The following is a 23,540-nucleotide window of genomic DNA, read 5'->3' on the forward strand; positions in this document are numbered from 1 at the left end:
TGTTCAATTGGACTTTAAAACAAACTACTACGAAATTTGGAGAAAACAAGAGAAATCGTGAGATTTTCCTTTCTATATAGAGGGAGGTTAGTTAAATAAGAAAAAAACACTTAATGCATATTTGAACCATATTGCGTACCAGTAAGATAGTTCTTTTTTAGATTAATACAGATATACCAGAAAAATTAGTTATCTGGTGAACCTGGTGGATAATATTTTGGAGGTATTCTTAACCATCCTTTTTCTTTCATTAAGTTTTTTAATGGAGCACCAAATTTCATAAGGTTAACTTGAATTAGAAAAAACATTAATCCAACGTCCGTTCGAATAGTTTTTGACATCGCTTGTGCGCAAAAAGTAATGGAAGTCGCTACTTTCACAGAAATTAAATTTGCAATCTCGTCATCATTTAATTTAACACCTTCAGGAACAGCATCTGGTTTTGAAATTGGTTTTTTAGGATTTATAAGAGGTAATGGAACACCTTCTTTAAGGAGAAAATTTCCAATCCTTAGTGTATCCTCCTTACTGCCAGCAAGTGCTTTTTTTAAGACATGTTTTAAATCTGGATCAGTAGTTGTATTTAAACCCACTTGATAAAGAGCATGAGCTTCATGGAAAGCTGTAAATGCTATCCATAAGTCCATAACTTCTCCAACATGTAAATGTGGTTTAGGTTCTTCATCAACAAAATTTTTAATTATTGCAGCTATTGATTCAAGAATATTAGTCATAATTCACCTTTGTCAGTTTTTAAAATATATTTTTCTCCAACTCATTTGTTTTTATTAGTAGGGTTTGTGTGGAGTTAAAAACGTAGTATTAGCAATTCGATAATATTGTGCAGAAATGTACTTAAGCTAACGAGTGCTTTTGTTAAGGATGAGGATCGCTGCGGCGGTCTTTTTTCTTGTTGTGCTAACGGGGCAGGTTTGTGGTAAAAGGTTTTTATTCAAATTAACTGATGAAAGATCACCGTACCCATAGGGTAAGTTATAAACGTATTCACTTCGTAATAACGGTGAATGAACAGATGTCCGAGAAAGTAAACAACTTGTCGAAGTCTTACGGAATGAAGAAAAACATATTAATTGGATATATTATCTCTAAACATTTTGAAGATTACACTTACTATATAGTGGAACGTGACACAGATCCAAAGAAAATCTGGTTCAAGTAATTAAATCGATAAAAAAAAAGATGGATGAATACAGCGAAAATCATTACATTCCACTGAGTACAATTGCTATATGAGGGCTTTCCCAGGTTCGACCAAGAGGAAACAGAGCAGTTTTTTACAAATATGCCAGCTTATGAAGGTGAAATTATAAAAGAAAAGGCTGAAGAACTGAATTTGAGGGAGCACTTTTTATACTTCATTATGTCTTTTATAAGCAGCTACTTTAGATGTAAGATTCTATGAATAGAATAAGGACCGGTAGAGGTCTTTTTTTGTTTAAGAAAGGTAACTAAAATAGAGCATTCTTTCTAAAGATGGTGGGATTTTAATAAATGTATATTAACTGCTGATACAACACGAGTTATTCCCGAATAAGTTGTATTGATTTTAAAATAAGGAGGAAATTAAAATGGCAAAGCATGCTTTTAGAGCATTTAATCTTGATAATCAAGTTATTTCTAGGTTTGACGACCCAACCAAAATCTTATTTCCAATGGTGGAATTTGATCTAGGACATGAATATGACCCAACAACATCTACGTTTGTTCCTTCTGCTAATGGTATATATTCAATTTGTGCCGGTTTATATATTGATCCACTTTCTGTAAGTCAACCTGTTGATATGGCTATTCGGGTTAATGGCACATTAAAAACGTTTCTTTTCGGAGAACCTTCTGTAGCGGGAGGAACTATAGTAATGGGGTGTAACATATTACAACTTTCCATTGGAGATAAAGTTGATATAATTATGGGTCACGGCTCTGACATCACCTTATTCGGCGGTAATGATAGATTCTATTTCACAGCTTCTTTGCTTTAAAATCCTTTAAGGGGGGATCGGGGATAATCCACTACCGATAATTTCTTAAATTGACGCGTTATACAATATAGAAATAGCAAGGCTTTGGAGAGCCTTGCCCGTTTTATTTCCCGTCTTTTTTTGTATAAAATCTTGTATAATATTAGAAGATTTCAACGTTAATATCGAGAAGTTATTACTATTTAGTTGTAAAATCGATGTTCATTCAGAAATTAGTTCGTTTTTAAAATCGGTTTGAATTTATAACCAACCAAATTCATTAGTACACATTTCGAAGAAAATGTGCAATAAAATAGAAGGTGTTTATTGAACTAACTGGGTGCAAGAGTTAAAGATGGAGATCGCTACCGCGATCATTTTGCTTGTTGGACTAACGAAGAGGTTTAGTTGAGTAACAAATTTTAAAGTAACATAGTTTCAGATGTGGTAAAATATGTTATTAGTACAAGCTCAAACCATTAGGAGTTTTTAAATGAAAGGGAAATTAGTTTTGACCATAGGGTTTGTTGGTGCTTTAGCATTATCAATCGGTTTTACGAAGAACCTACAAAGTACAAAGGTATTTGCACAAACTGGACAGTCAAAAGTAAAAGTTGAACAAACAGCCACTAATGACGGAGATCAATACAGAGTTATATCAGTAGAAGAGCAAAATCGTAGAGAAGGTAATGGAGCTGAAGGAAAAAATGTTACCACAATTATTTCAGTAGAAGAGCAAAATATGGTGGAAAATAGTTCAGCTCAACAAGGGTTTGTTCCACAAGAAAATGGGACAGGTTTCTTTTTTACTAAAGTAAAATGAAAATAAGAATATAACTCGCTACTTTTCACTAATGGGTGCTTGAGTTTAAAGATGGAGCTGTGATTGGCAGCTCCTTATTATTGTTGAACTAACGAAGAAGCAGGTTAATGAAAGTATGTGTAAATTTATGGTAAAGTAAAAGAGGGGTGGAGTGATGAAAATAAATTCTTATCTTTTACAGTTAGCTATTACTGTAATTGTGATTTTCGGAGGAACTTTTATTATTCGTTATATCAGAACTAGTGAACTTCTATTAGACCAGATAATTGGTGCTTCGGTTGGTGTATTACTTTTAATTACTTCATTAATTTGGAGGAGAATAAACAAATTGGTGTAGTTTTTAAATCAAGAATTGTTTAGATTGTGAAATTTTGTACTTAAACTAATGGGTAGCTATAGTGAAAAATCGTTTTCTAGCAATGATCGCTGCGGCGGTCATTTTTTCTTGTTAAGCTAACGTGCAGGCTAGTTCAAGAAGGAATTCTGTAAATAAGTGGAGAATATTCAATGATATAGCAACACAAATAATAAATATTATGGAGGTTACATTATGTCTACACCCCGTATCAAGCCTGTTAATCCACCTTACACGACTGAAGTGCAGGCGGAATTTGATAAGATTATGCGAGGACAGTCCCCGCTTCTCTTATTTCGTACCGTAGCCAAAAATCCGAGAGTGTTACAGCGGATGATGGCTGGCGGTCTTTTAGACCGAGGCAGTATCTCCATCCGTAACCGTGAACTAATGATTCTCCGAACATGTGCAAATTGCCGTGCAGAATATGAATGGGGTGTTCATGTGTCTGCATATGGGGACAAAGCGCAATGGACTAAAGAACAACTTCACTCTAGTGTCTATGGTGGCGCTGAAGACGAATGTTGGGATACGGAGGACAAGTTGATAATTCGCTTATCCGACCAGCTTCATAAAACCGCAACAGTAGATGATACGCTTTGGGCAGAGTTATCTGCGGATTTCACTGAGGAGCAATTGGTGGAGCTTATCATGCTGGCTGGACTTTATCATGGTGTGTCATTCATATTAAACGCACTAAGCATTCAACATGAGGAATTCGCCCCGAATTTTCCGAGCAATACCTAATCCGACGTAACAGGAAAGAAAACTGCTGAAACCAAGAAATCACATTTGTCCACAATAGTTTGTGAACTAATGTACTTAAACTATCGTGTGCAAGAGTTGAAGAACAGGGCTGTCATTGCGGCAACTTTTTCTTATTGTGCTAATGGGGCAGGTTAATGCAAGAAGGATAATTAATTTTGGCTTAGAGAATATTATGGGTGCTAACCCAAACTAAAATAAATCATTAGAATATATTATATTGGGCATTTGGGAAAAACAATTCACTCCTTTGGAAGGCACAATTATTTGTGCCTTTTATGTGTACTTTTTATTATACCGAAGGTGATAACCCTTTTTTTGTTCCGCTAATGGGGAAATAAAAGAAACCATCCCAAAAGGATGGTTCAGGAAAATGGACAAAGAATTTTTATGTAATAGCTTATTCAGATATAGAGGAAATGTAGTTAGGCTATATTAACATTATTATACTGAGGGAGATATTTTTACCGAGAAAGTTAATGTCACTTTGTTAAACAAAATGAAACAGGTACCCAAAAGGGCACCTAAGTCAAGGTGGAAAACTTTTATTAATAAACTATATTCATTTGTGACTTATTTTGTACGGGCTTTTGTGGGTAACGGGGCAGTATAGTTGAACATGGTCTAACACCTTTTTTCCATTTTTTATAAAATTTTTCTAAATGTATATCCTAGAAAAGAATTTAATTTTGTTCTTAAGATAGGGATGTACACTATGTGGTTTCTTTATGTATCCATTATTGTTTTTAACCTGACTTCCATACTGATGAAAAAAAAATTACGCCCTATTGAGTATTATGCAAGTATTTTTTGGGGATTATTTTTTGCCGAACTTGCTGATCGATTTACTGATAAATATAATATGTATGGATTTTTCGAGCCATATTTTATAGAAGCGAAGACTTTACTTATTTTATTCGGAATCTATCCAGCAGCGACTATGATTATAATTAACTTTTATCCCTACAATCGTTCATTAACGAATAAGGCAATGTACTTAATAGGTTTGTCTGTTTTTTCTACCTTTTACGAATGGTTATGTCTAAAAAGTGGATTCTTGTATCATAAGAATTGGAATATCTGGTTATCTGCTATTTCTTATCCATTTTTATATGGGGTGTTAATGGTCAATCTCAAATTTATTCGTTGGTTAGAACAAAAAATGTCCTATAAGGTAAATTAAAAATGATATTTTTTTATTGCTGTTTTCAACTTATGGAGTGATCTAGTTTCTCAACAAAAGGACTGTTTCTACAGTCCTTTCTTCATTATTGTTCAACTAACTGGCAGATTACTTCAATAAGAATTATCTCAAAATCTCGCAATACCCGTTATAATAAAAATAAAAAGCGGAGTGTACCCAATGTTGTTTTTACGTAGAATTACTCTTTTACGAGAGGAAGTTCCAGATTTTAATACGTATCCATTCACTGTTCCTGCTATAAAGGGAATGGATGCATTGGACTTAGATAATGATTTATAGTTTCATTTTCTTATTGAACAAACGAAAGCAGTTTAGTTCAATAAAGGGATTAATAACATAGGGTTAAATTCCCATTATAAATATCCTGAAAATCAATTATTATTCAGTGGTTATAAACTTAAATTTAAATGTGCGGTTGAAGCATCTAGGAGAAACAAATGAAAACATATTTTTTGGGAAGATTAAAAAAAATTTTACGGCGATTTTCAGGATTAATAGGCGTTATGATAATAATTACTTTGGTCAATTTTTTTAGAAATAGCAAGCTAGATACCAATTCATTTAGTATTATTTTCTTAAAGGACTTAATCGTTATAATCATATTCATTGAAATAATATTCTTAATCATTTTGTTATTTAAACGAACAAAACAACCAGAATAAATTTCCCCCTATTGGAGAGACAGAAATATGAAATTAAGTGACCGTTTTTTTAAGAACAGAGTAAAGCCTATTGTAATTACTCAGTTAATATTGACAATCCCAATGATAATTATCGTATTTTTAATCTTTACATCAAACACTGTGAATTTTTTCTATAATGAAGTTACAGGAATTATTCTAGCAATATCTATGTTTTTAAATGGAATAGAGCAATATATTTTAAAAAAGAATAGAGTTTCAATTGCTTTCTTTGTCCTAACATTATTCATCATTTTAGTTGTCATCCAAACTTTTTATGTTGCAAGTTTAAAGAGATAGTCCGTTTCTTTTTTCAATAAGGATTGTGAAACATTATACTTAAAGTAACGGGTGCTTGAATGAAATAAGGAGAAATGAAATTATGAAAAAACATTGTTGTGAGGATATGGCTTATCACGCTGATTTCGAGTGTGATATACATAAGAACCCCTTTAAATGTCCCGACAAGATAATCATTTTTGATGAAAAGAATAATGACTATGGTTTAATAATTCATGATGGTGGCACATCAAGTATCGGCATTTCTTTTTGTCCTTGGTGTGGTTCGAAAATTTGAAATAATAATCTTCCTTGTTGAAGTAACGGGTGCAAGAGTTGAAGATTGGGATGGCTGCGGCGATCCCTTTTTTATTGCATTAACGGGGAAGTGTAGTAAAAAGGAAATTCTGAAATTCTGGTAATATCGAGTTAAACGAATGGATGGTTGGGGTGTGTTTATAGATGAAACAGTTTGATAAAGTCAGGATTGTGCAAGACATACCTGAAAAGGGGATTACGAAAGGGCACCTTGGTTATATATTAGAAGTTTACGATGATAATCATTTTGAAGTGGAAATATCCGACAGAAATGGTATAACTCTATTTTTAGGTGCATTATCTAGAGATTTCCTAGAGGTTGTTATTTAACTAACGGTTGCTAGAGTTTAAGACCGGGATGGCTGCGGCGATCCTTTTTCTTGTTCGACTGAAAGGGGCAGGTTTATTGACGATGAATCTCAAATAGCATAGCATGTTAAAAAGAATGCAAACTAAAATAGTGGTGCCGATAACGAAAAAAAATTGAGAAAAATACTACTCCGATATCTTTAAATACTGTATTTATTATTATTGGTATCTAATCAATTAGAAAGTCCAATAACTTCATTATTTCGGGTTTGCAACCTGAGAAAGGTTACCGAAAATTAACTATAAGATCGGATAAAAGAAGGAGGTTGGACCCAAAAATTGTCTAACTCTTTGGATAGAACTTCTAATTCTCCTATAAAAGGAGATTCTAATGGAATTAAAAGATTGCTGCCTTTTTTAGGTCCTGCCTTTATTGCTGCTGTGGCATATATCGATCCAGGTAATTATGCAACAAACATTTCGGCAGGGTCTAAGTATGGATACACCTTATTATGGGTCATTTTAGTTTCTAATTTAATGGCTGTTTTGATTCAAACGATGTCTGCCAAGTTAGGGATTGCAACAGGTAAAAACCTCCCTGAAGTTTGCCGAGAAAAATTTTCAAAGAAGACTTCCATACTTTTATGGATACAAGCTGAACTTGTCGTTATGGCAACAGATCTGGCAGAATTTATTGGTGCATCGCTTGGAATCTATTTGCTCTTTGGTATCCCACTTGTTTTCGCTGCTATTATTGCAGCCATTGGTTCTTTCGTCATTTTGGAGATTCAAAGGCGAGGAATGCGTCCGTTAGAAGCTGTTATTACAGCTATGATTTTTATTGTTGTAATTGTTTTTGGGGTTCAAGTTTTCTATTCAGCACCAGATGCAGCGGCAATTCTCTCTGGTCTTTTCACGCTCAAATTTCAGGATGTTGATAGCGTTTTATTAGGGGCTGGGATGCTGGGTGCAACAGTGATGCCACATGCCATTTATCTGCATTCTGCCTTAACACAAAATAGAATTGTCGGAGAAACTGAAGAAGAACGGAAAAAGATTTTTAAATATGAGTTTGTAGATGTCATTATTGCGATGATTATTGCAGGTGGTATAAACGCAAGTATGTTAATCGTCTCAGCGGCATTATTTAATAAAAACGGACTTAATGTAAGTGATTTAGAAGTTGCTTTTAATGAATTTGGAAAAATACTTGGACCCTTTGCGGCAATATGTTTTGGAATTGGATTGTTATCCGCAGGATTATCAAGTTCTTCAGTTGGTACTATGTCAGGTGACATCATTATGCAAGGCTTTATTAAACGACACATACCTATTTATTTGAGACGATTTATAACAATGATACCGCCGTTAGGAATAATTCTAATGGGAATTAATCCTTCTAAAGCTCTTGTTATAAGCCAAGTCGTTCTCTCTTTTGGAATTGCTTTTGCTTTAATACCTTTAATAATGTTTACAAGTAACAAAAAACTAATGGGAAACCTTGTTAACCATTTAGTAACTTCGATCTGTGCGTGGATAATTGCCGTACTTATTATAAGCCTTAATTTATTTTTGTTATATCATACTTTTTATTAACTAATGAACGTTTTTAACGCCTATATATTCTTTTTAAGCTTACGGGTCAAGAGTTGACGATTCAGCTGCCAAAAATTCTTGGTGGCTGTTTCTTATTCAGCTAACGTAGCAGGTTAGCTCAAGAAGAAACAGCAGTTTTTGAAGCCTTAATGGGTTGGAGTAAAAAAATATAGAGAAACTAATTGGATAAATTAACATGTGTTACAAATAATATTTTGAGGAAAGGGGCATAAAAATGATTCCTTCATTAATTCAAATAGGATTGGTTTTAATATCAGGGGCTTCACTATTTTTTTTTACCTAATAAGTCAGTTTATAAATATTTATCTGTTACAACCTTTACATCCGTACTGTATTAAGTGTATGTGCTTTATCAATCCCATATAAATTTTGGGTAGTTAAGGGGAACAAGACAACAACAATACTTACTGATTTATGTTATGTATTCGGTTCCTTCTTGCAGGAACACTGTGGATTTTTCATTTAACCTTTGGAAAATTTCAGCGATATGTTGCAATAAATCTTTTAATGGATATGCTTTTTGCATTTCCTCTTAACTATCTATTTCAAAAATTAAAGGTATATAAGTTAGTTAATTGGAAAAATAAACATATTTTATAAAACATATTTCAGTTTTTCTTTCATAATTTTTGGATTCCAATTACTTTTAGAAAAGTGTGTTCCGTAATTATAAAAGATGATTTTTATTTTTAGGACGCAGGGCTAGGTTCTCTTCTTCTTCTGGTACGGGGCGATTGTTCAATAAGAACCGTCGCTTTTCTTGTTCCGCTAATGTGGTAGGTTAGTGAATAAAGAAATGGTAAAAGGATGTAAAAAGAGGCGGAATAAGGTAATAAAGTTTAATATGTTAAAGTGAAAGTAGGAGATGGTGATATGTCAGAAGATGAATTATTTTCAAATAAGGCATCTGATGTTTATGAAATATATTCAAAAATACTCGATTTATTGAAAACAATTGGACCTTTTGAAATTGAGTTTAAAAAGACTTCTATACATCTTTTAAGTAAATCTTCCTTTGGAGGAGTTCATCCAAAAAAGAAATGGTTAGATTTTAATTTAGTAACAAACCATCAAATTGAACACGAGAATATTACTAAAATTGAACAAGTTTCAAAAAACAGATTTCACAATAACTTTAGATTTCATAGTGAAGACGAACTAAATCAAGAGTTTTTAGTTCTTTTAAAAGAATCATATCAATTAATGAGTTAGTTAGAGAAAGGATATTTATTACCAATGAACAGCATTTTCTTAGGAATTATATCTGTATGGTTGGACAAGAGACCTTTAAATTAAAATGTTTCCTTTCTTCTGACAAACAATTAAATATCGAAAACAATCCGTTCAATCATCTTTTTGTATAGAAAAACTTATTAAGAAACATGCACTAGAAAAAATATAAATCATATATAGGTGATATCCCGTTTGAATGCTTGAGGAGGATATTATGAAACCTATGTTACCTAGTGAAAAATATTTCGGTAATTTAGAACTAGTTTATGCATTTTATGGGGCTATGCCTACAGGTGTTACTGTTTCAGAAACCGGTCGTATTTTCACTTGCTTTCCGAAATGGGGAGACGATGTTAAATTTACGGTGGCGGAAATTGTTGAGGATAAATTGCAGCCTTATCCTAATTTACAAACCAATTTGGTTAATCCCGAGAATATCAGAATGACTTTCATCAGTGTCCAAAGTGTAGTAGCTGATGGAAGGGGAACGCTTTGGATATTAGATACAGCCGCACCTAATTTTTCTAAACCTATTAAAGGAGGGGCAAAATTAGTCGCTGTTGATTTAGAAACCAATACAATAAGAAAAGTATATACCTTTACAGAAAATGTTGTCCTGCCTACAACTTATCTGAATGATGTCCGTTTTGATTTTCGTGTTGGAAAAGCAGGTTATGCCTATATAACAGATTCTTCTTCAAGAGGACCAGGAGCTATTATCGTCGTAGATTTATCAAATGGAAACGCGTTTAGACGGTTAAATGGGGCAAATTCTACTTCACCCGATCCCTATTTTTTACCGAAAGTAGAAGGTCAAATTTTAATGAATCGAAACAAAGATGGTTCAACTTCTCCATTTAGATTGGCGTCTGATAGTCTTGCAATTTCTCCCGATGGAAAGAAATTATATTTTGCTCCACTAACAAGTCGTCATTTGTTTTCGATCTCAACAGAAGCCCTTAGAGACAGAACGATACCAGACATGGATTTAGCTTATCATGTGGAGTATTGGGGAGAAAAAGGTGCGTCTGATGGAATGATCACCGATGCAAAGGGAACTGTTTATGCTGGAGATTATGAAAACAACAGTATCCGTAAGATATTGCCTAATGGCATAATGGAAACTATCGCACATGATTCGAGAATTTTGTGGCCGGATACTTTTTCAATTGGTCCGGATCAATATTTGTATGTCATAGTGAACCAATTACATCGACAGCCTAGATTTCATTATGGAAAAGACTTACGACAGAAACCTTATAGTTTGCTTCGTATCAAAATTGATGAATTTCCTGCTCCGACCTTTTCATAATAAAAATAGTAAATTAATTGTTTTCAATTATATAGTGTAAAACAAACTCGAGTAAGAAAGAAGTATTAACTTTATTTACTTCAGCCAAATAAACTCAAAATGGTTTAAAAGGAACAGTTTATTTGGTGTTAAACTGTTCCTAGAAATTTTCTATAATGTCGGTAAGTTTAATGCTGTATTGATATTATCTAAATCCAAACTGATCTGTTCGTTTGTATCCCAAGCATGGTACCATCCATTTTCTACCATATATGCGGATATTTGTTCATGCATATCAATAGCTTCCACTAAATGGCGAGTGAGCATTTCTTTAATTTCCGGTGTTCCTGCCTCCGTAGCTGCCATGGCATAATTTCTAACTCCACTTTTAGCTGAAATGAGTAGATCCATTGCAACGACTTGATCAGATAGTCCATCCATGCCCGTTAAAGTTTCAATGATTGGATTCATGTTCATTCATCTCCTAATTTACTGCTTAGCGTTGGAAAGGATAGAAGCATATTCTTGTAATTGTCTCGTAGATACATCAATGTCTTGCTGCATAATATCTCTTAATAGCTGATCTGTAACTAACGCTTTCATCGTTTTGGATTTAGTTAAACAAGTGGTCTTAAATGCAGCCATCTCATGGACCTCAAGAACTTCATGTAAGGCGTAGTTCATTTTTTATACCTCCTTCCTCAAGGTTTCAACACGACTTTTATACAATCATCCATTTTTGTGTCAAAAATTTCATAGCCACGCTTTGCTTCACTAAGTGGAAGTACATGACTTACGACATCTCCTGGATCAATTTTTCCGGTCGAAACCAATTCAAACATATATGGCATATAGTGGATGACAGGTGCTTGACCGGAGCGGATATTGACATTTCGCTGCATAATATCTCCAAGAGGGAAACCATTATATCTGCCGCCGTAAACGCCAGTAATTTGAATTGTCCCACTTTTACGCACTGCTTGTGAAGCTATAATAACCGCACTTAATGCTCCGCCATGAAGCTTCATTCCGCTTGCAAGGAACTCCATATCAGTCATTTTACCGTCCATACCAACTGCATCAATGACAACATCAGCGCCGCCTTTGGTGATTTCCTTCAGGTAACTTCCTACATTCTCATGGTCCTCAAAGTTAACAATTTCTACTTTGTTGGTGCGCTTTGCGTGCTGCAGGCGATAATTGACATAATCAACGGCAATGACTCGCTTTGCCCCTTTTAACCAACAGAATTTTTGAGCAAAAAGACCAACCGGACCACAGCCAAGAACAATAACGGTATCTCCATCTTTAACGCCTGCATTGTCAACACTCCAAAAACCAGTAGTCATCGCATCGGCAATAACTGCTAACTTTTCATCTGGTTCTTCACAAGTCTCTGGAATTTTGAAATGAGTAAAGTTGGCAAATGGGACTCTTAAATATTCAGCTTGCCCACCTGGATAGCCACCCGTCGTACCAGAATATCCGAAATAGGCACCCATATCACCATTATCATTAGAATTATCACATTGGCTTTCCAAATGGTTTTTACAGTATTGGCATTCACCGCATGCTATATTAAAGGGGATAATTACTCGATCTCCCTTTTTTAGCTTAGTCACACCTGGACCAACTTCTTCGACGATTCCCATTGGTTCATGGCCAATAACATAGTTTTCTTGCAGGTTAGGAATCATGCCATGAATTAAATGTAAATCAGAACCACATATAGCGGTACTGGTTATTTTAACAATCATGTCATCCGGTTTTTCAATCTTGGGATCTGGAACTTCTTTGACTACAACATTTTTAATACCTTGATACGTTACCGCCTTCATTGGTTACAGCCTCCAGTGTTAGTGTTCATCAGGTGTCCGGTCGAACATACCTTTTCTATTGGTCTCAACAGGAAATAGATTCATTTTGCCAATCATCAAAGTATTGTTGGCAGAGAGTTGGTCTAATTGATATTGTTCATTTAATTCGTATGGATGGAACCATTTTTTACTAATCATTAATTCTGTAATTTCTTGGTGCATGGCAATCCCTTGCATTAGCTGGTTTCGTAAGAGGGTTCTAACATCAGGTGATGCGGACTCCGTTAATGCAACCGCAATATTGCGCACACCTTCTTTGGCACGAAGAAGTAAATCCATCGCAAATGTGGTATCTGCTAGCTCTGGTACGTGTAGCGAGTTTATAGGGTCTAAATAGTCATTGTTCAATGAATTTGCCTTCCTTTCAATTTATTATTGGTGTTGGCCGGTTTTGAGGAACAGGCGCTTCAAAAGGTGCACGTTGATAAACTGCCTGTAATTCCCCAAGTGCTTGCATGGATTGTTCGACATCTTTTTGCATTAATGCTCTCAAATCATGGTCAAATACCAGTCCTTGCATTAGTTTTGATTTCGCTAAGCAAAGGGTTTTAAAATTAATAACTTCATGTAGATCCAATGACTCATGATCAGCTAATTTTTGAATATCCATTTCTAATTACCCTCCTTATTCGTTAGTACAATCCATTGTATTGTTCCAAAAATAGGAGGGAAGCATTCTTAAAATTTTTTTATAATTGGTTAATTATCTTTAATGGTTGGAATATTCATAAAGTGGGGGAAAATCATTTATTGTGATGGCTGAGGATGATTGCTGCAACGGTCTTTTTTCTTGTAGCTAAAAAAATGTTCAACCAGAAATATCTGGTTGAACTTATAATATGAAAGGAAGAAGTGCCTCATCCTTTTTACTTTTATTGTATTAAGAACATCCATCTAAGAAAAATCGTATTTATTATTGAAGAGACGTCTTATAACAGACATTGAAAATCTGACCAATAAAAAGGAAAAAGAAAGCGAATAAAAAGTGTTTTTCCAATTCCACCCCTTTTTATATTTAACAAGACGTGTATTTTTTTCTAGCCATAGCTCAGTAATAGTCATCGGTACACTGAAATACAGAACTTTTAAAAGGCACTGAAGGATGCGGGAATCCTTAGTCAGTTGATTATAAAAGACACAAGAAATTGGGAAAAGTATGTAATCAAACACCACACTTGTTTTAGCTTGTTTTGGAAATCGGGTGGGATATTTAACAAAACCTTTATTTACAACCAGTTTATCGACCAATGATGCATAATAACTTTTTATAAAGAAAACAAGGAGCCAGTCCTTTGCAAGTGGTTTTTTAATTAAGTAAATAAAGGAACTAATACCAAAGAAATAAAGCAATTTTATAAGGTTTTTTTCAAATTTTCGACCCATGTTTAGCGCCTCCATTAGATAGGTTATCTCTGATGCAGGTGGTTATACTTAGGACATTCGAAAATTAGATAAGTAAGATGCCTTAATCCATTCAGACCAAGGGGCTCACTATACCCACCCTGATTCCCAAAAACTCGTCAAGAAACTAGGGTTAAACCAGTCTATGTCTAGACGAGGGAATTGTTGGGACAATGTCCCGATAGAATCATTCTTTGGTCACCTAAAAGACGAGGCCAATATAAAGTCATGTAAAACTTTAGATGAACTAAGACGTGAAATAGACAAATATATTACTTACTTTAACCATCATAAATATCAATGGAACCTAAAAAAGATGAACCCTGTTCAATACAGAGACCATCTTCTTGAATCTGCCTAGGCTTTTTTAAAAATGTCCTTTACAAGGGGTACATTTTAACTTTTGGTAGTTTTATTTTTCTTTAGTCTTGAGCAAGCTTATCCCTATTTAGTGCAACAGGAGGTTTCTCCATCCACTCATTTTTTATCATAAAGGTTTTTATATTTTCTTCATATTGATACACATCTGCAATTATCTTTGCATATGTAGTTTTTAAATCTTTTCGAATACTTACTGCTGCACTATACCCATAACTGGCGATACCATCACGATTAAGTTGGTCTAATAGATAAGATATTAATTTTTCTGAAAAAGGAGATGTTTTACCATCCAAAACATTCGTATCCCAAGTCATTGAAATAGGCAAATCATTTTGAACTAAAATATCACCTAATTTGTCTATAATCTTTAAAGATAATTCTTTTCCTGTTTGCAATAAACTCATTAATTCCTGATTAGATGTAGATTGTATAAATCCTATTAATAAGTTTTTACCAATATAATTCATAAAAACATTTTTGTGTAGCTCATTTGCTTCTCTTGCCGTTAATTCTCTATTATCATTAAAGAAGTTACCCAAAAATCCTTTATCTGCAATTGGCTTTGTTTCATGAGTGGAGGTAATTGAAGGAGGTCTTACAAATACTCCCTTTTCCAATAGAATAGTTGTCGTACGTTCAAATAAACTTGAAAAGTTTTTTAATTGTTCGTGGAAAAAATTGCGAATATCCTCCCTTACTGAATCGGATAGTGCCATACTTGTTAAGGACATTCCAATTTTAGACATATTATTTAAATAAAATAATATAAAAACATCAGTATACATCTTAGGGGCATTTGGGTTTAAATCATCTTTAATGTTAAAGCCATTGGGGATTGGATAGTTTTCACTTCGTAGAACAGATTCAAAAAATTGTACAGCAGATTTAGAAATAGAACCCGCCACACTACAAAGGGATTTAACTTCTTCTAGTTCTGTTGTTAAGGTCAGATACTCCAAAACAACATTTGACATACTATTATTCATAAACTGTTCCCAACAGTGTGCTAACTCACCCGCAGTTAACTTTGCAGCCTTTTTATAATCCATATAATCAATCCCTTTTTAAGATTAATTTTATATTCTATAACAAGTATCTGGTATTTTTTTATCATTTATGTAATATTGCATGGAAAATTAATAATTTTTTGGTTTGACAAGGGAGATATCATAACTAAGTGGGCCTTTAAAAAAGTTTGAGAAATATTGTACTTAAACTATCGGGACTATCGGGTGCAAGAGTTAAAGAAGGTGATCGCTACGGCGGTCTTTTTGCTTTTTGTGCTAACGAGGCAGCTTAGTGTAAGAAGGGATATTAATGTTTTTAGACGAATATTGTATTTTAGATACATATTGAAAGGGTGAAGGCGTGTGGAGGATATAATTAATGGAATAAACCACTGGATACAAACATTACCGAAGGTATATAGCTCAATGTCAGAAACAGAAATATCAAATCGCTCATTACCAAATAAATGGTCCAAAAAAGAGATTTTAGGACATCTATGCGACTCTGCAATAAATAATATTAATAGGTTTATAAAGATTCAGTACGAAGAACAACCATTTGTTATCCAATCCTATAATCAAAACCAATGGGTAATACTTCAGAATTATCAAGAAAGACCACTTGATGAGATATTAAACCTTTTTATAGCATTAAATAAGCAAATCATAAATACTATATCGAATATTCCAAAAGAGAGATTATCAAATCTTTGTGATATAGGAAATAATCAACAAAAAACATTAGAGTGGCTCGTAAAAGATTATCTTAAACATATGGAACATCATATTAACAACCAAATCCTTATTAAAAATAATGCCTAATATTGATACTGCTTCTTTATCTAACGGGTGCAAGAGTTCAATATGAAATCGCTACGGCGGTCTTTTTCTTGTTCAGCTAACGGGGCAGCAGTTTAGTTTAAGTATATTTCTTCACAAAGTTAAAGAAAAGTCGATCTTCCAGCTGTGAAAATCGACTTTTTTTCCGTAATAGACAAGACAAACTAATTCATACAAAAGGCTCCCGTCGTACCACGTAGATTTAATGCACAATCAGTATTTTATCTTTTTCAAATTAGCAGTCTTCGTATAATAGGGGATCAATTTACTAAGATGCTTTTTCTTCTTCGTTCTTAAATTCCAAGCTTTTTGCAGGTGAACCTCCTCTAAAGACTACTAGGAGAATAATAAAAATCAGTAAAACTAGGCTAACCATACCTTTGTCTATTCCCAGCCCACCGTGGCTATGAGACGCTGCCAACCAATCCGAGAACGATGCACCTACTGGACGCGTCATGATATAGGCAAACCAGAAAGCAAAAATTTCATTAAGACCAAATAATCGGTAAGCCAAAGCTGGAATAAAAAGCAAAACAGTAAATAATAAACCTGAAGATAGGTAGCCCAAGTGCATGCTTGAGGCGGTCATATCCCCTGCGGCGGTACCAAGTGCGAATGTTACCAGTACAGTAAGCCAATAAAAGATCTCGCGGCGACGGGTGAAGATGCTGTGTACGGACAGAGTTTTTTCTTTAGAATACCAGGTTATGAGAATGGCAGTGAGTGCCACTATAAAGACGATAGTTGAAACGATGTAGGGAATACCTAGTCCGACCCGAACCACATCTGCTGCCATTGTGCCGAATATACTAACCATAATAACAACTAACCAGTAGACCGCAGGTATGTATCGGCGTACTTTGAACTGTAAGATCATGGCGGCTACAAAAATGAGAACACTTAGGGGTGCAGAAATGAGTGGATTTAGATTCTCAAATAAATAATCAGATGCCACCTCACCCATTCCAGTTGTAAGAAGCTTAGTAATCCAAAAGTAGAGTGTAATTTCAGGAACTTTAGCAAGCAATTCTCTAGACTGATTCATGGTGACCGATAATGACTTGTTCATATTACGACCTTCTTCCAATAATCTTTAATGACAATTAAGCAATTTTTAAGTAGCTTTTACCTCTTTGATTAGTACTTTACTTTCCTCTTAAAATTAAATAGTTTGCATTGAAATTTTAAAGGAACCGCTATTTGCGATTCCTAATATTTTTATTTATTCGCTCCATTTAGGACACTGATTGAATTTTTAAGTGCAGATTTGGACTTGCTGACATCAGGGCTTGATGAACGAACTGCAGCCAACACTACGTCAATGGTTCCATCAATTTTTGTCCAGGTGGTACCATCTATTTTCCTAAGTTTAGGCTCTGATGAGTCCCATTGATGTTCCAAATCGTCAGCACTTTTCTTCGCCAAAGAAAAGTTATTGGAGTTAACATCTTTTAGCATCGTATTTTCAATGGTAGCGAAAGCTGTTAATTGTCCAACTAATGTTGTTGAAGATGCATTTGCTGATAACTTATTTGCGGTGTTTAGGACGCTGAGCGAATTGTTTAGTGCAACTTTACATTTGCTGGCATCTGGATTGGCTGAACGAGCAGCTGCTAATACAACGTCAATCGTACCATCAATTTTTGTCCATGAGGTGCCATCAATCTTCCTAAGCTTAGCTTCTGATGTGTCCCATTGATGTTCTAAATCATCCGCACTTGTTTTAGCCGAATTAAAGTTTTTTGAATTTACATCTGTTAGCATGTTATTTTCAATTTTAATAAATCCTGTTAGTTGTCCACCTAATGAAGCTTGTGAAGAAACTGTTTGTGATGCGATAGTATTACTTCTCCATACATATCCCCCAATACCAACAATTAAGAAAATACAAAGTGTTGCAATGGTTTGTGTCAAAACATTTTTCTTGCTTCCGTTCGGGAGGTTCGTTTCTGCTACTTCTCTTTTTGGATTTATATCAATTTTTGTAACAGCAAGAAAAACTATGATCGCTAAGATAGCAACTAAAAAAATGACACTAGTCACGGTTGTACCCAATCCCAACCCGCCATTAACTTTCGGTTGAGAAAGGAAATCTCCTAATGACGCTCCTAGAGGACGAGTCAATATATACGCAGTCCAAAATGATAGTACACCATCAAGTTTCATTTTCCATGCTAAGAATATACAAGCGATAATAATTATAACTGTTATACCTGTGTTTAAATAACCAAGACCTAGTTGTTCAGAATATAAGTCACCTACTGCAGTTCCAAGTGCAAATGTAAATAGAATGGTAAGCCAATAGAATACTTCTCTTTTTGGTGTAAAAATAGAGTGTATCGAGAGTGTTTTTTCACTTAGGTACCATAATAGAAAAGTTAATCCTAGAAGTACGGAAAAAACGGCTGTGCTTATCTCAAGAGGTATACCTATACCGTCAGTCAAATTATCTGTTACCAACGTTCCAAATACGCTTATCAGCACAACCGTTGTCCAATAAATGCCTGGAACGTATTTCTTTGCTCTAAATTGAAGAAACAACACAATGAAAAACGCTATTCCCATGATGATGGTAGTCAGAGTTAAACCTAATCCAAGGTTGAAATTTATGAAATCAGCAAACGTTTCACCAACAGTTGTACATAAAATCTTTATGATCCAGAAGAAAATAGTAACCTGCGGTACCTTGCTTAACAATTGTTTAACAGCTGGTACTGCCAGCACCGTTTCTTCAGCGGCTGGTAATTTTTTTGGCAAAAAACTCATCTCCTTTTTGTAAGCATCATTATTAAATCTTTACTTCATAGGTGTAATGAACAAATTTAACTATAATATATGGGTTAAGAGTTTTTATTAAAAATCAATTAAACATATATTAAACCTCTATTAAATGTGTTTTCTTTTTTTATCCCCTCATCTTTATTTAAAGTGATATATTGGTACTTTCCCAAAACTAGCCGATAATAAAAAATTAAAGAATATCTAGATTCCTCCAAATACATATCCGCCAACAAAGTCACTTGGAAGTACATGAGTTATTTGAATATTTACAATGGCTAGACCCATTAATATGAGTAATCCGAGCACAGGAACCGCAATTGTTAAATAGTTATTTTTCGAATGGCGAAGAAGTAAAAATAGACAAGCTCCATAAATGACAATCAAAACAGGGGAGTTTATATCAGGAAAATTAGGAGAATGAAAACCTCGGACAAATCCATATTTTTGAAGAATAGAAAAAACCTCCAAGATTGTTTCATGGAAAGGGATTCCACCAAATATGGAAACGACCAGTAACAGACACTCTAACATCCTGTTCTTTTCCTTTACCCAAATACGAATAATTGTAACAGCTATGATACTGATAAGTGCAAATGGCTGTTGAAATACGATAAACCCTTCATTTTATAAGTAAATTTTCATCTTCAGAAATTCTTAATAGTTTCTTTAGAAAATAATAAGATTTAATTGATATAGTTACATTTGTTCATTTTTGATGGCAGAAACATTAATTAAATTGCTGGCAACAGCAAGAATGAGATTACAATTTGAAGAAAGTTATAAAAATATAGATAGAAGCGAGGGGCTAGAGTGAATTACGAAATATTTCAAGCAATTAATCAAAATGCAGGCCATCAGCCTTTATGGGATGGTTTAATGGTTTTCTTTACCCAATTTGCATTTCCGGTTTTTGCACTGGTTTTACTTTTAATGTGGTTTTTGGGCAAGGAAAAAGATAAATATACGGTTGTATATGCAGCGATAACCGCTGTGATCGGTTTGGTTATTAATTTTGTTTTAGGTCATATCTTTTATGAAAATCGTCCATTTGTAACACATCATGTGAATCTTCTGGTTCAGCATGCAAAAGATTCTTCATTCCCAAGTGATCATGCAACGGGTACATTTTCGATTGCATTAACGATATTATGGAGAAAGCATCGGAAGATTGGTATTGGTATGCTCTTGTTTGCAATTTGTACTGGAATTTCCCGTGTTTATGTAGGAAACCATTATCCTTTTGACGTACTAGCAAGCATCATCGTATCACTTGTAGTAAGCGGTCTGGTTTTTGCATTGCAATCAGTTTTTGAACCAATTGGTCGTGCTATTATCACCTTCTACAATCGAATTCCATTGGTGCCCAAAAACGAACATAGCATTTCAAAATAAAAATAAATTTATCAAAAAACACATCGGTTATTTTGCCGATGTGTTTTTACAATCAAAACTAGATAACGGAAGCGGGTTAACTAAAGAAGGAATTTAATCTATAAATAATGAATAATGAGTATTATAAATCCTTTAAGCAGTAGGATGTTAATAGTGAGGTCTTATTCAAATTAACTAGAGTTAGCGTTCTCATTTACAAATAAAGAAACAAATGAGCGCATTGAAGAAATAATGGCCTGAAAACAAGTATCAATTAAAGTAATTCTTTATCAATAAAAGTTAAACGAAGAAATGAACAAATAAATAGATAAAGAGATGATGGAATGAGTATTATATTGGCACTACTAGCAGCTATATTTGCTGCATTAACAGGGATCCTTGCGAAGATAGGGATTATAAATGTAAATTCTAATTTAGCAACAGCGATGAGAACTATTATTGTATTAATGATGGCATTTTTGATGGTTTTGCTAACTAATCAATTAGATAACATTTTTCTGATTAGTATGAAGTCTTTGATCTTTATTGTATTATCTGGAATAACAACAGGATTATCATGGCTCTGCTACTTTAAAGCTATTCAAATAGGAGATGTTTCAAAAGTAGTTCCCATAGATAAATCTAGTGTTGTTATGACAATTCTTTTATCATTTATTATTTTAGGTGAGCCTGTTACATCGATGGTTGTTATCGGAGGTACTCTAATTACAATAGGTACATTTGTATTAATAGGAAGAATCAAAAAGAATTCTGATTCATCATATTCCAATTCATACATAGTTTTAGCTTTTCTATCAGCAATCTTTGCAGCATTAACAGCTATTCTCGTGAAAATTGGTATAGAAGATGTAGATTCAAATGTGGCTACTTTTATTCGTACTATCGTCATTATGATTTTTGCTTGGGCAATTGTATACTTTCAACGTACACATCCTCAAATGAAAACAATATCTAGGAAAAGTTATATTTTCTTATTCTTATCTGGTATAGCAACAGGCTTGTCATGGTTATGCTTTTTTGCAGCTATTTCAATTGGGAAAGTATCCATAGTAGCACCAATTGATAAATTTAGCGTAGTAATTACGATGATTTTAAGTATTATTATATTAAAAGAAAAGCCAACAAAAAACACAATATTCGGATGTTTGATCATTACAATAGGAACCATATTACTTTTAGTTTAAAATTTAATATTTTAAAGTGGAATAAAAAGATCATCGGTATGATGATCTTTTTTCTAAAATGGAACAATAGTAACAAAAGTACTACAATTTGTTAATTGATTATATTAGCTATAATATTACCCCCGATTGTTTAAGGAAAAACTATAAATATACTGCTAAAAAGGTATAATTCTCTTAATAATTTGGAATTATTCCTTTTAGTCAAGTAGTGAGGAGGAAGAGGCACAGTTAAAAATTACAATAAAAGGGCGTCTTTTTAACCGCCCCTTTGGATGATAGTATTTAAGTGTAAAGGCAAGATCAGGGATTGAGTGGTTAAAGATTCTAAATCTAAACGTCTTTAGAAATATCATATATTAACAATTTTCTATGCTTATAAAATTTCTCAAAGATAATACCCATTAAATAGAAAAATAACAAACCAAAACAAATGTGAATGAGTGTAAATTTAACTCCAAATGAAGCAAATTCATAGACAATAACCGGTAATTTTGCAGTTGTCCAAACTCCTAAAAAAAATACAATATAGCGAATACTTGCTCCTTTTTTTAATAATAGGGCCGCAATTGGAAAAGCCACGTAGAGGGGACCAGCTGCAATAACGCCTAAGAATAGGGAGAACAAAATGCCATAAATGCCGGATTTTTCTCCCATATATCTTATAAGTGTTTCTTTCTCCACCCATTTGTCAAGCAAACCTACGAATATTAAGACAGGAGGGAGTAGAAACAGCATATCTAAAATGCTTTTTCCTGTTAATTGAAATGCGTTCCATCCAACGGATTGGTTTATAAAGGTAAGGATCATGAGCCCAAATAATAAAATGAAAAAGAAACGATACCTTTTTAATTCATTCATCCCATCACCACCCAAATAATATATGAAAATAGTAGAGACATTACCAAGGCAGATACGTTGCGGGAATAGGCAAAACTTCGCCCAAATATCTTTTGTTCCATAGGTAAAGTCGTGATTCCTACGGACATTAATGTAGACATTAGTACAGCTACTTGAGGGAGCCCTGCACCATTTTGGACTAATGTGTGTCCAAGGGGAAAGACAATGAAGCTTGGAACTAGGGCAATAGATCCGATAAATGCTGAATAAACAATACCTGTCAATCCAGATTTTTCTCCTATGATGGAAGAAATGAAGGATGGAGTTAAGATAGATAGCGATAGCCCAACGAAAAGCATAATGGATAACATGTCAGGTATAAGATTACGAAAGCTTTTCCATGACTTTGAAAGAGCATCTCTAGTTTTATTACGATCTTTTATAAAAGAAATACTCAGAAAAAGAATCGCCAAAGCATAAAGGATCGCACCACTAATCATGATTGTACCCCTTCCATTCTTTGTATTTATTTAAGAAAAAGGATAAATTTTTCATTTTTTCTTCAATATCTATTTGAAAATCATCTAGTTTTCTTTTTCCAACTGGTGTAATTTTGTACATCTTAATCGGCTTATCTTGATCTGATGTGTCCAAATAAGACTCAACAGCCCCTTCTTTTTCTAATGCTTTTAGGGTGCGATAAAGAATGGCACTATCAATGGGATTGATGGGAAGCTGTTCTTCACATTTCTGCAGAAGTTTCCCTCCATAACTATCTCCCTCTGTTAAAAACAGCAGAAGAAATGCTCCTGTATGTCTCCCTGTATGTTTCATGAATTGATAACCTCCTAAAATATATTACTGTTAATAACAGTATACTGTTATCGACAGTAATATGTCACTAACAGTATGTCCTTTTTTAAAAATTTTTTGTTTAATTTAAAAGAAGAAGGAAAAAAAACGTTGGAAGCCGGTCGATTCAGACTT

At 34.0% G+C, this 23,540-nt stretch carries 28 protein-coding genes and 1 pseudogene; 15 read left to right on the top strand and 14 right to left on the bottom strand.

Features of this window, described 5'->3' with window-relative positions; all coding sequences use genetic code 11:
- Positions 1 to 185 precede the first annotated feature (185 nt).
- Positions 186 to 734: a DUF3231 family protein gene (locus tag PH210_RS05745; protein ID WP_289983806.1), complete on the bottom strand. Its 549-nt coding sequence runs from the start codon at positions 732 to 734 to the stop codon at positions 186 to 188.
- An 855-nt stretch (positions 735 to 1,589) separates the two neighbouring features.
- Between PH210_RS05745 and PH210_RS05750 the strand changes: the two genes are divergently transcribed.
- From PH210_RS05750 to PH210_RS05795, 11 genes are all read left to right on the top strand, one after another.
- Positions 1,590 to 2,000: a hypothetical protein gene (locus tag PH210_RS05750; RefSeq protein ID WP_289983808.1), complete on the top strand. Its 411-nt coding sequence runs from the start codon at positions 1,590 to 1,592 to the stop codon at positions 1,998 to 2,000.
- Positions 2,001 to 2,472: 472 nt separating this feature from the next.
- On the top strand, positions 2,473 to 2,802 hold the full coding sequence (locus PH210_RS05755) for a hypothetical protein (RefSeq protein ID WP_289983811.1): 330 nt from the start codon (positions 2,473 to 2,475) through the stop codon (positions 2,800 to 2,802).
- Positions 2,803 to 3,352: 550 nt separating this feature from the next.
- Complete coding sequence (locus PH210_RS05760) at positions 3,353 to 3,904, top strand: carboxymuconolactone decarboxylase family protein (RefSeq protein WP_289983813.1); 552 nt, start codon at positions 3,353 to 3,355, stop codon at positions 3,902 to 3,904.
- A gap of 733 nt (positions 3,905 to 4,637) precedes the next feature.
- On the top strand, positions 4,638 to 5,105 hold the full coding sequence (locus PH210_RS05765) for a CBO0543 family protein (RefSeq protein ID WP_289983815.1): 468 nt from the start codon (positions 4,638 to 4,640) through the stop codon (positions 5,103 to 5,105).
- A 710-nt stretch (positions 5,106 to 5,815) separates the two neighbouring features.
- On the top strand, positions 5,816 to 6,106 hold the full coding sequence (locus PH210_RS05770; RefSeq protein ID WP_289983818.1) for a hypothetical protein: 291 nt from the start codon (positions 5,816 to 5,818) through the stop codon (positions 6,104 to 6,106).
- Between the two features lie 106 nt (positions 6,107 to 6,212).
- Positions 6,213 to 6,383 carry a DUF6980 family protein gene (locus tag PH210_RS29910; protein ID WP_483312089.1) on the top strand — a complete coding sequence of 57 codons (171 nt, stop codon included), beginning with the start codon at positions 6,213 to 6,215 and terminating at the stop codon, positions 6,381 to 6,383.
- Positions 6,322 to 6,507, top strand: a complete 186-nt coding sequence (locus PH210_RS05775) for a hypothetical protein (protein WP_289983819.1) — start codon at positions 6,322 to 6,324, stop codon at positions 6,505 to 6,507. The genes PH210_RS29910 and PH210_RS05775 overlap by 62 nt, the downstream gene beginning before the upstream one ends.
- 40 nt (positions 6,508 to 6,547) lie before the next feature.
- Complete coding sequence (locus PH210_RS05780) at positions 6,548 to 6,733, top strand: DUF4926 domain-containing protein (protein WP_289983820.1); 186 nt, start codon at positions 6,548 to 6,550, stop codon at positions 6,731 to 6,733.
- A 318-nt stretch (positions 6,734 to 7,051) separates the two neighbouring features.
- Positions 7,052 to 8,308, top strand: coding sequence for an Nramp family divalent metal transporter (locus tag PH210_RS05785; RefSeq protein ID WP_289983821.1), 1,257 nt, complete (start codon positions 7,052 to 7,054; stop codon positions 8,306 to 8,308).
- Positions 8,309 to 9,202: 894 nt separating this feature from the next.
- Positions 9,203 to 9,541, top strand: a complete 339-nt coding sequence (locus PH210_RS05790) for a DUF5655 domain-containing protein (RefSeq protein ID WP_289983822.1) — start codon at positions 9,203 to 9,205, stop codon at positions 9,539 to 9,541.
- 235 nt (positions 9,542 to 9,776) lie between these two features.
- Complete coding sequence (locus PH210_RS05795; protein WP_289983824.1) at positions 9,777 to 10,874, top strand: L-dopachrome tautomerase-related protein; 1,098 nt, start codon at positions 9,777 to 9,779, stop codon at positions 10,872 to 10,874.
- 150 nt (positions 10,875 to 11,024) lie between these two features.
- Here PH210_RS05795 and PH210_RS05800 read toward each other — a convergent pair whose 3' ends face one another.
- From PH210_RS05800 to PH210_RS05825, 6 genes are all read right to left on the bottom strand, one after another.
- A complete protein-coding gene (locus PH210_RS05800) occupies positions 11,025 to 11,324 on the bottom strand; it encodes a spore coat protein (protein ID WP_289984423.1) in 300 nt (99 codons plus the stop codon).
- Positions 11,325 to 11,342: 18 nt separating this feature from the next.
- A complete protein-coding gene (locus PH210_RS05805) occupies positions 11,343 to 11,537 on the bottom strand; it encodes a hypothetical protein (protein WP_289983826.1) in 195 nt (64 codons plus the stop codon).
- Between the two features lie 17 nt (positions 11,538 to 11,554).
- A complete protein-coding gene (locus tag PH210_RS05810) occupies positions 11,555 to 12,691 on the bottom strand; it encodes a zinc-dependent alcohol dehydrogenase (RefSeq protein ID WP_289983827.1) in 1,137 nt (378 codons plus the stop codon).
- Positions 12,692 to 12,709: 18 nt separating this feature from the next.
- On the bottom strand, positions 12,710 to 13,078 hold the full coding sequence (locus PH210_RS05815; protein WP_289983828.1) for a spore coat protein: 369 nt from the start codon (positions 13,076 to 13,078) through the stop codon (positions 12,710 to 12,712).
- A 16-nt stretch (positions 13,079 to 13,094) separates the two neighbouring features.
- Complete coding sequence (locus tag PH210_RS05820) at positions 13,095 to 13,340, bottom strand: spore gernimation protein GerQ (RefSeq protein ID WP_213118511.1); 246 nt, start codon at positions 13,338 to 13,340, stop codon at positions 13,095 to 13,097.
- 284 nt (positions 13,341 to 13,624) lie between these two features.
- Complete coding sequence (locus PH210_RS05825) at positions 13,625 to 14,113, bottom strand: CBO0543 family protein (protein ID WP_289983830.1); 489 nt, start codon at positions 14,111 to 14,113, stop codon at positions 13,625 to 13,627.
- Positions 14,114 to 14,189: 76 nt separating this feature from the next.
- Between PH210_RS05825 and PH210_RS05830 the strand changes: the two are divergent.
- Positions 14,190 to 14,492, top strand: a pseudogene (locus PH210_RS05830) (IS3 family transposase); the annotation flags it as partial.
- 61 nt (positions 14,493 to 14,553) lie between these two features.
- Here PH210_RS05830 and PH210_RS05835 read toward each other — a convergent pair.
- The gene (locus PH210_RS05835) at positions 14,554 to 15,561 is read right to left on the bottom strand and encodes a DUF3231 family protein (protein WP_289983832.1); all 1,008 of its coding nucleotides are present in this window, start codon (positions 15,559 to 15,561) and stop codon (positions 14,554 to 14,556) included.
- Between the two features lie 321 nt (positions 15,562 to 15,882).
- Here PH210_RS05835 and PH210_RS05840 point away from each other — a divergent pair, with 321 nt between their 5' ends.
- Positions 15,883 to 16,341, top strand: coding sequence for a DinB family protein (locus tag PH210_RS05840; protein ID WP_289983834.1), 459 nt, complete (start codon positions 15,883 to 15,885; stop codon positions 16,339 to 16,341).
- Positions 16,342 to 16,627: 286 nt separating this feature from the next.
- Here the strand turns inward: PH210_RS05840 and PH210_RS05845 are convergent, their stop codons facing one another.
- From PH210_RS05845 to PH210_RS05855, 3 genes are all read right to left on the bottom strand, one after another.
- Entirely contained in the window at positions 16,628 to 17,428 is an 801-nt protein-coding gene (locus tag PH210_RS05845; protein ID WP_289983835.1) for a COG4705 family protein, read from the bottom strand.
- Positions 17,429 to 17,577: 149 nt separating this feature from the next.
- Positions 17,578 to 19,116 carry a COG4705 family protein gene (locus tag PH210_RS05850; RefSeq protein ID WP_289983837.1) on the bottom strand — a complete coding sequence of 513 codons (1,539 nt, stop codon included), beginning with the start codon at positions 19,114 to 19,116 and terminating at the stop codon, positions 17,578 to 17,580.
- A 225-nt stretch (positions 19,117 to 19,341) separates the two neighbouring features.
- Positions 19,342 to 19,671: a hypothetical protein gene (locus PH210_RS05855; protein ID WP_289983838.1), complete on the bottom strand. Its 330-nt coding sequence runs from the start codon at positions 19,669 to 19,671 to the stop codon at positions 19,342 to 19,344.
- A 279-nt stretch (positions 19,672 to 19,950) separates the two neighbouring features.
- Between PH210_RS05855 and PH210_RS05860 the strand changes: the two genes are divergently transcribed.
- Positions 19,951 to 20,532, top strand: a complete 582-nt coding sequence (locus PH210_RS05860) for an undecaprenyl-diphosphatase (RefSeq protein ID WP_289983840.1) — start codon at positions 19,951 to 19,953, stop codon at positions 20,530 to 20,532.
- A gap of 323 nt (positions 20,533 to 20,855) precedes the next feature.
- Complete coding sequence (locus PH210_RS05865; protein ID WP_289983842.1) at positions 20,856 to 21,716, top strand: EamA family transporter; 861 nt, start codon at positions 20,856 to 20,858, stop codon at positions 21,714 to 21,716.
- A 330-nt stretch (positions 21,717 to 22,046) separates the two neighbouring features.
- Here the strand turns inward: PH210_RS05865 and PH210_RS05870 are convergent, their stop codons facing one another.
- The 3 genes from PH210_RS05870 to PH210_RS05880 are packed head-to-tail and all read right to left on the bottom strand — an operon-like array spanning position 22,047 to position 23,387.
- Positions 22,047 to 22,574 carry a permease gene (locus PH210_RS05870; protein WP_289983843.1) on the bottom strand — a complete coding sequence of 176 codons (528 nt, stop codon included), beginning with the start codon at positions 22,572 to 22,574 and terminating at the stop codon, positions 22,047 to 22,049.
- Entirely contained in the window at positions 22,571 to 23,053 is a 483-nt protein-coding gene (locus PH210_RS05875) for a hypothetical protein (RefSeq protein ID WP_289983844.1), read from the bottom strand. Before PH210_RS05875 ends, PH210_RS05870 begins: the two co-directional genes overlap by 4 nt.
- Complete coding sequence (locus PH210_RS05880; RefSeq protein WP_289983846.1) at positions 23,046 to 23,387, bottom strand: PadR family transcriptional regulator; 342 nt, start codon at positions 23,385 to 23,387, stop codon at positions 23,046 to 23,048. The genes PH210_RS05875 and PH210_RS05880 overlap by 8 nt, the downstream gene beginning before the upstream one ends.
- Between the last annotated feature and the right edge of the window lie 153 nt (positions 23,388 to 23,540).

The sequence above is a fragment of the Paenibacillus sp. BSR1-1 genome (assembly GCF_030403775.1).
In the GTDB taxonomy this organism is placed as follows: domain Bacteria; phylum Bacillota; class Bacilli; order Bacillales; family Cytobacillaceae; genus Neobacillus.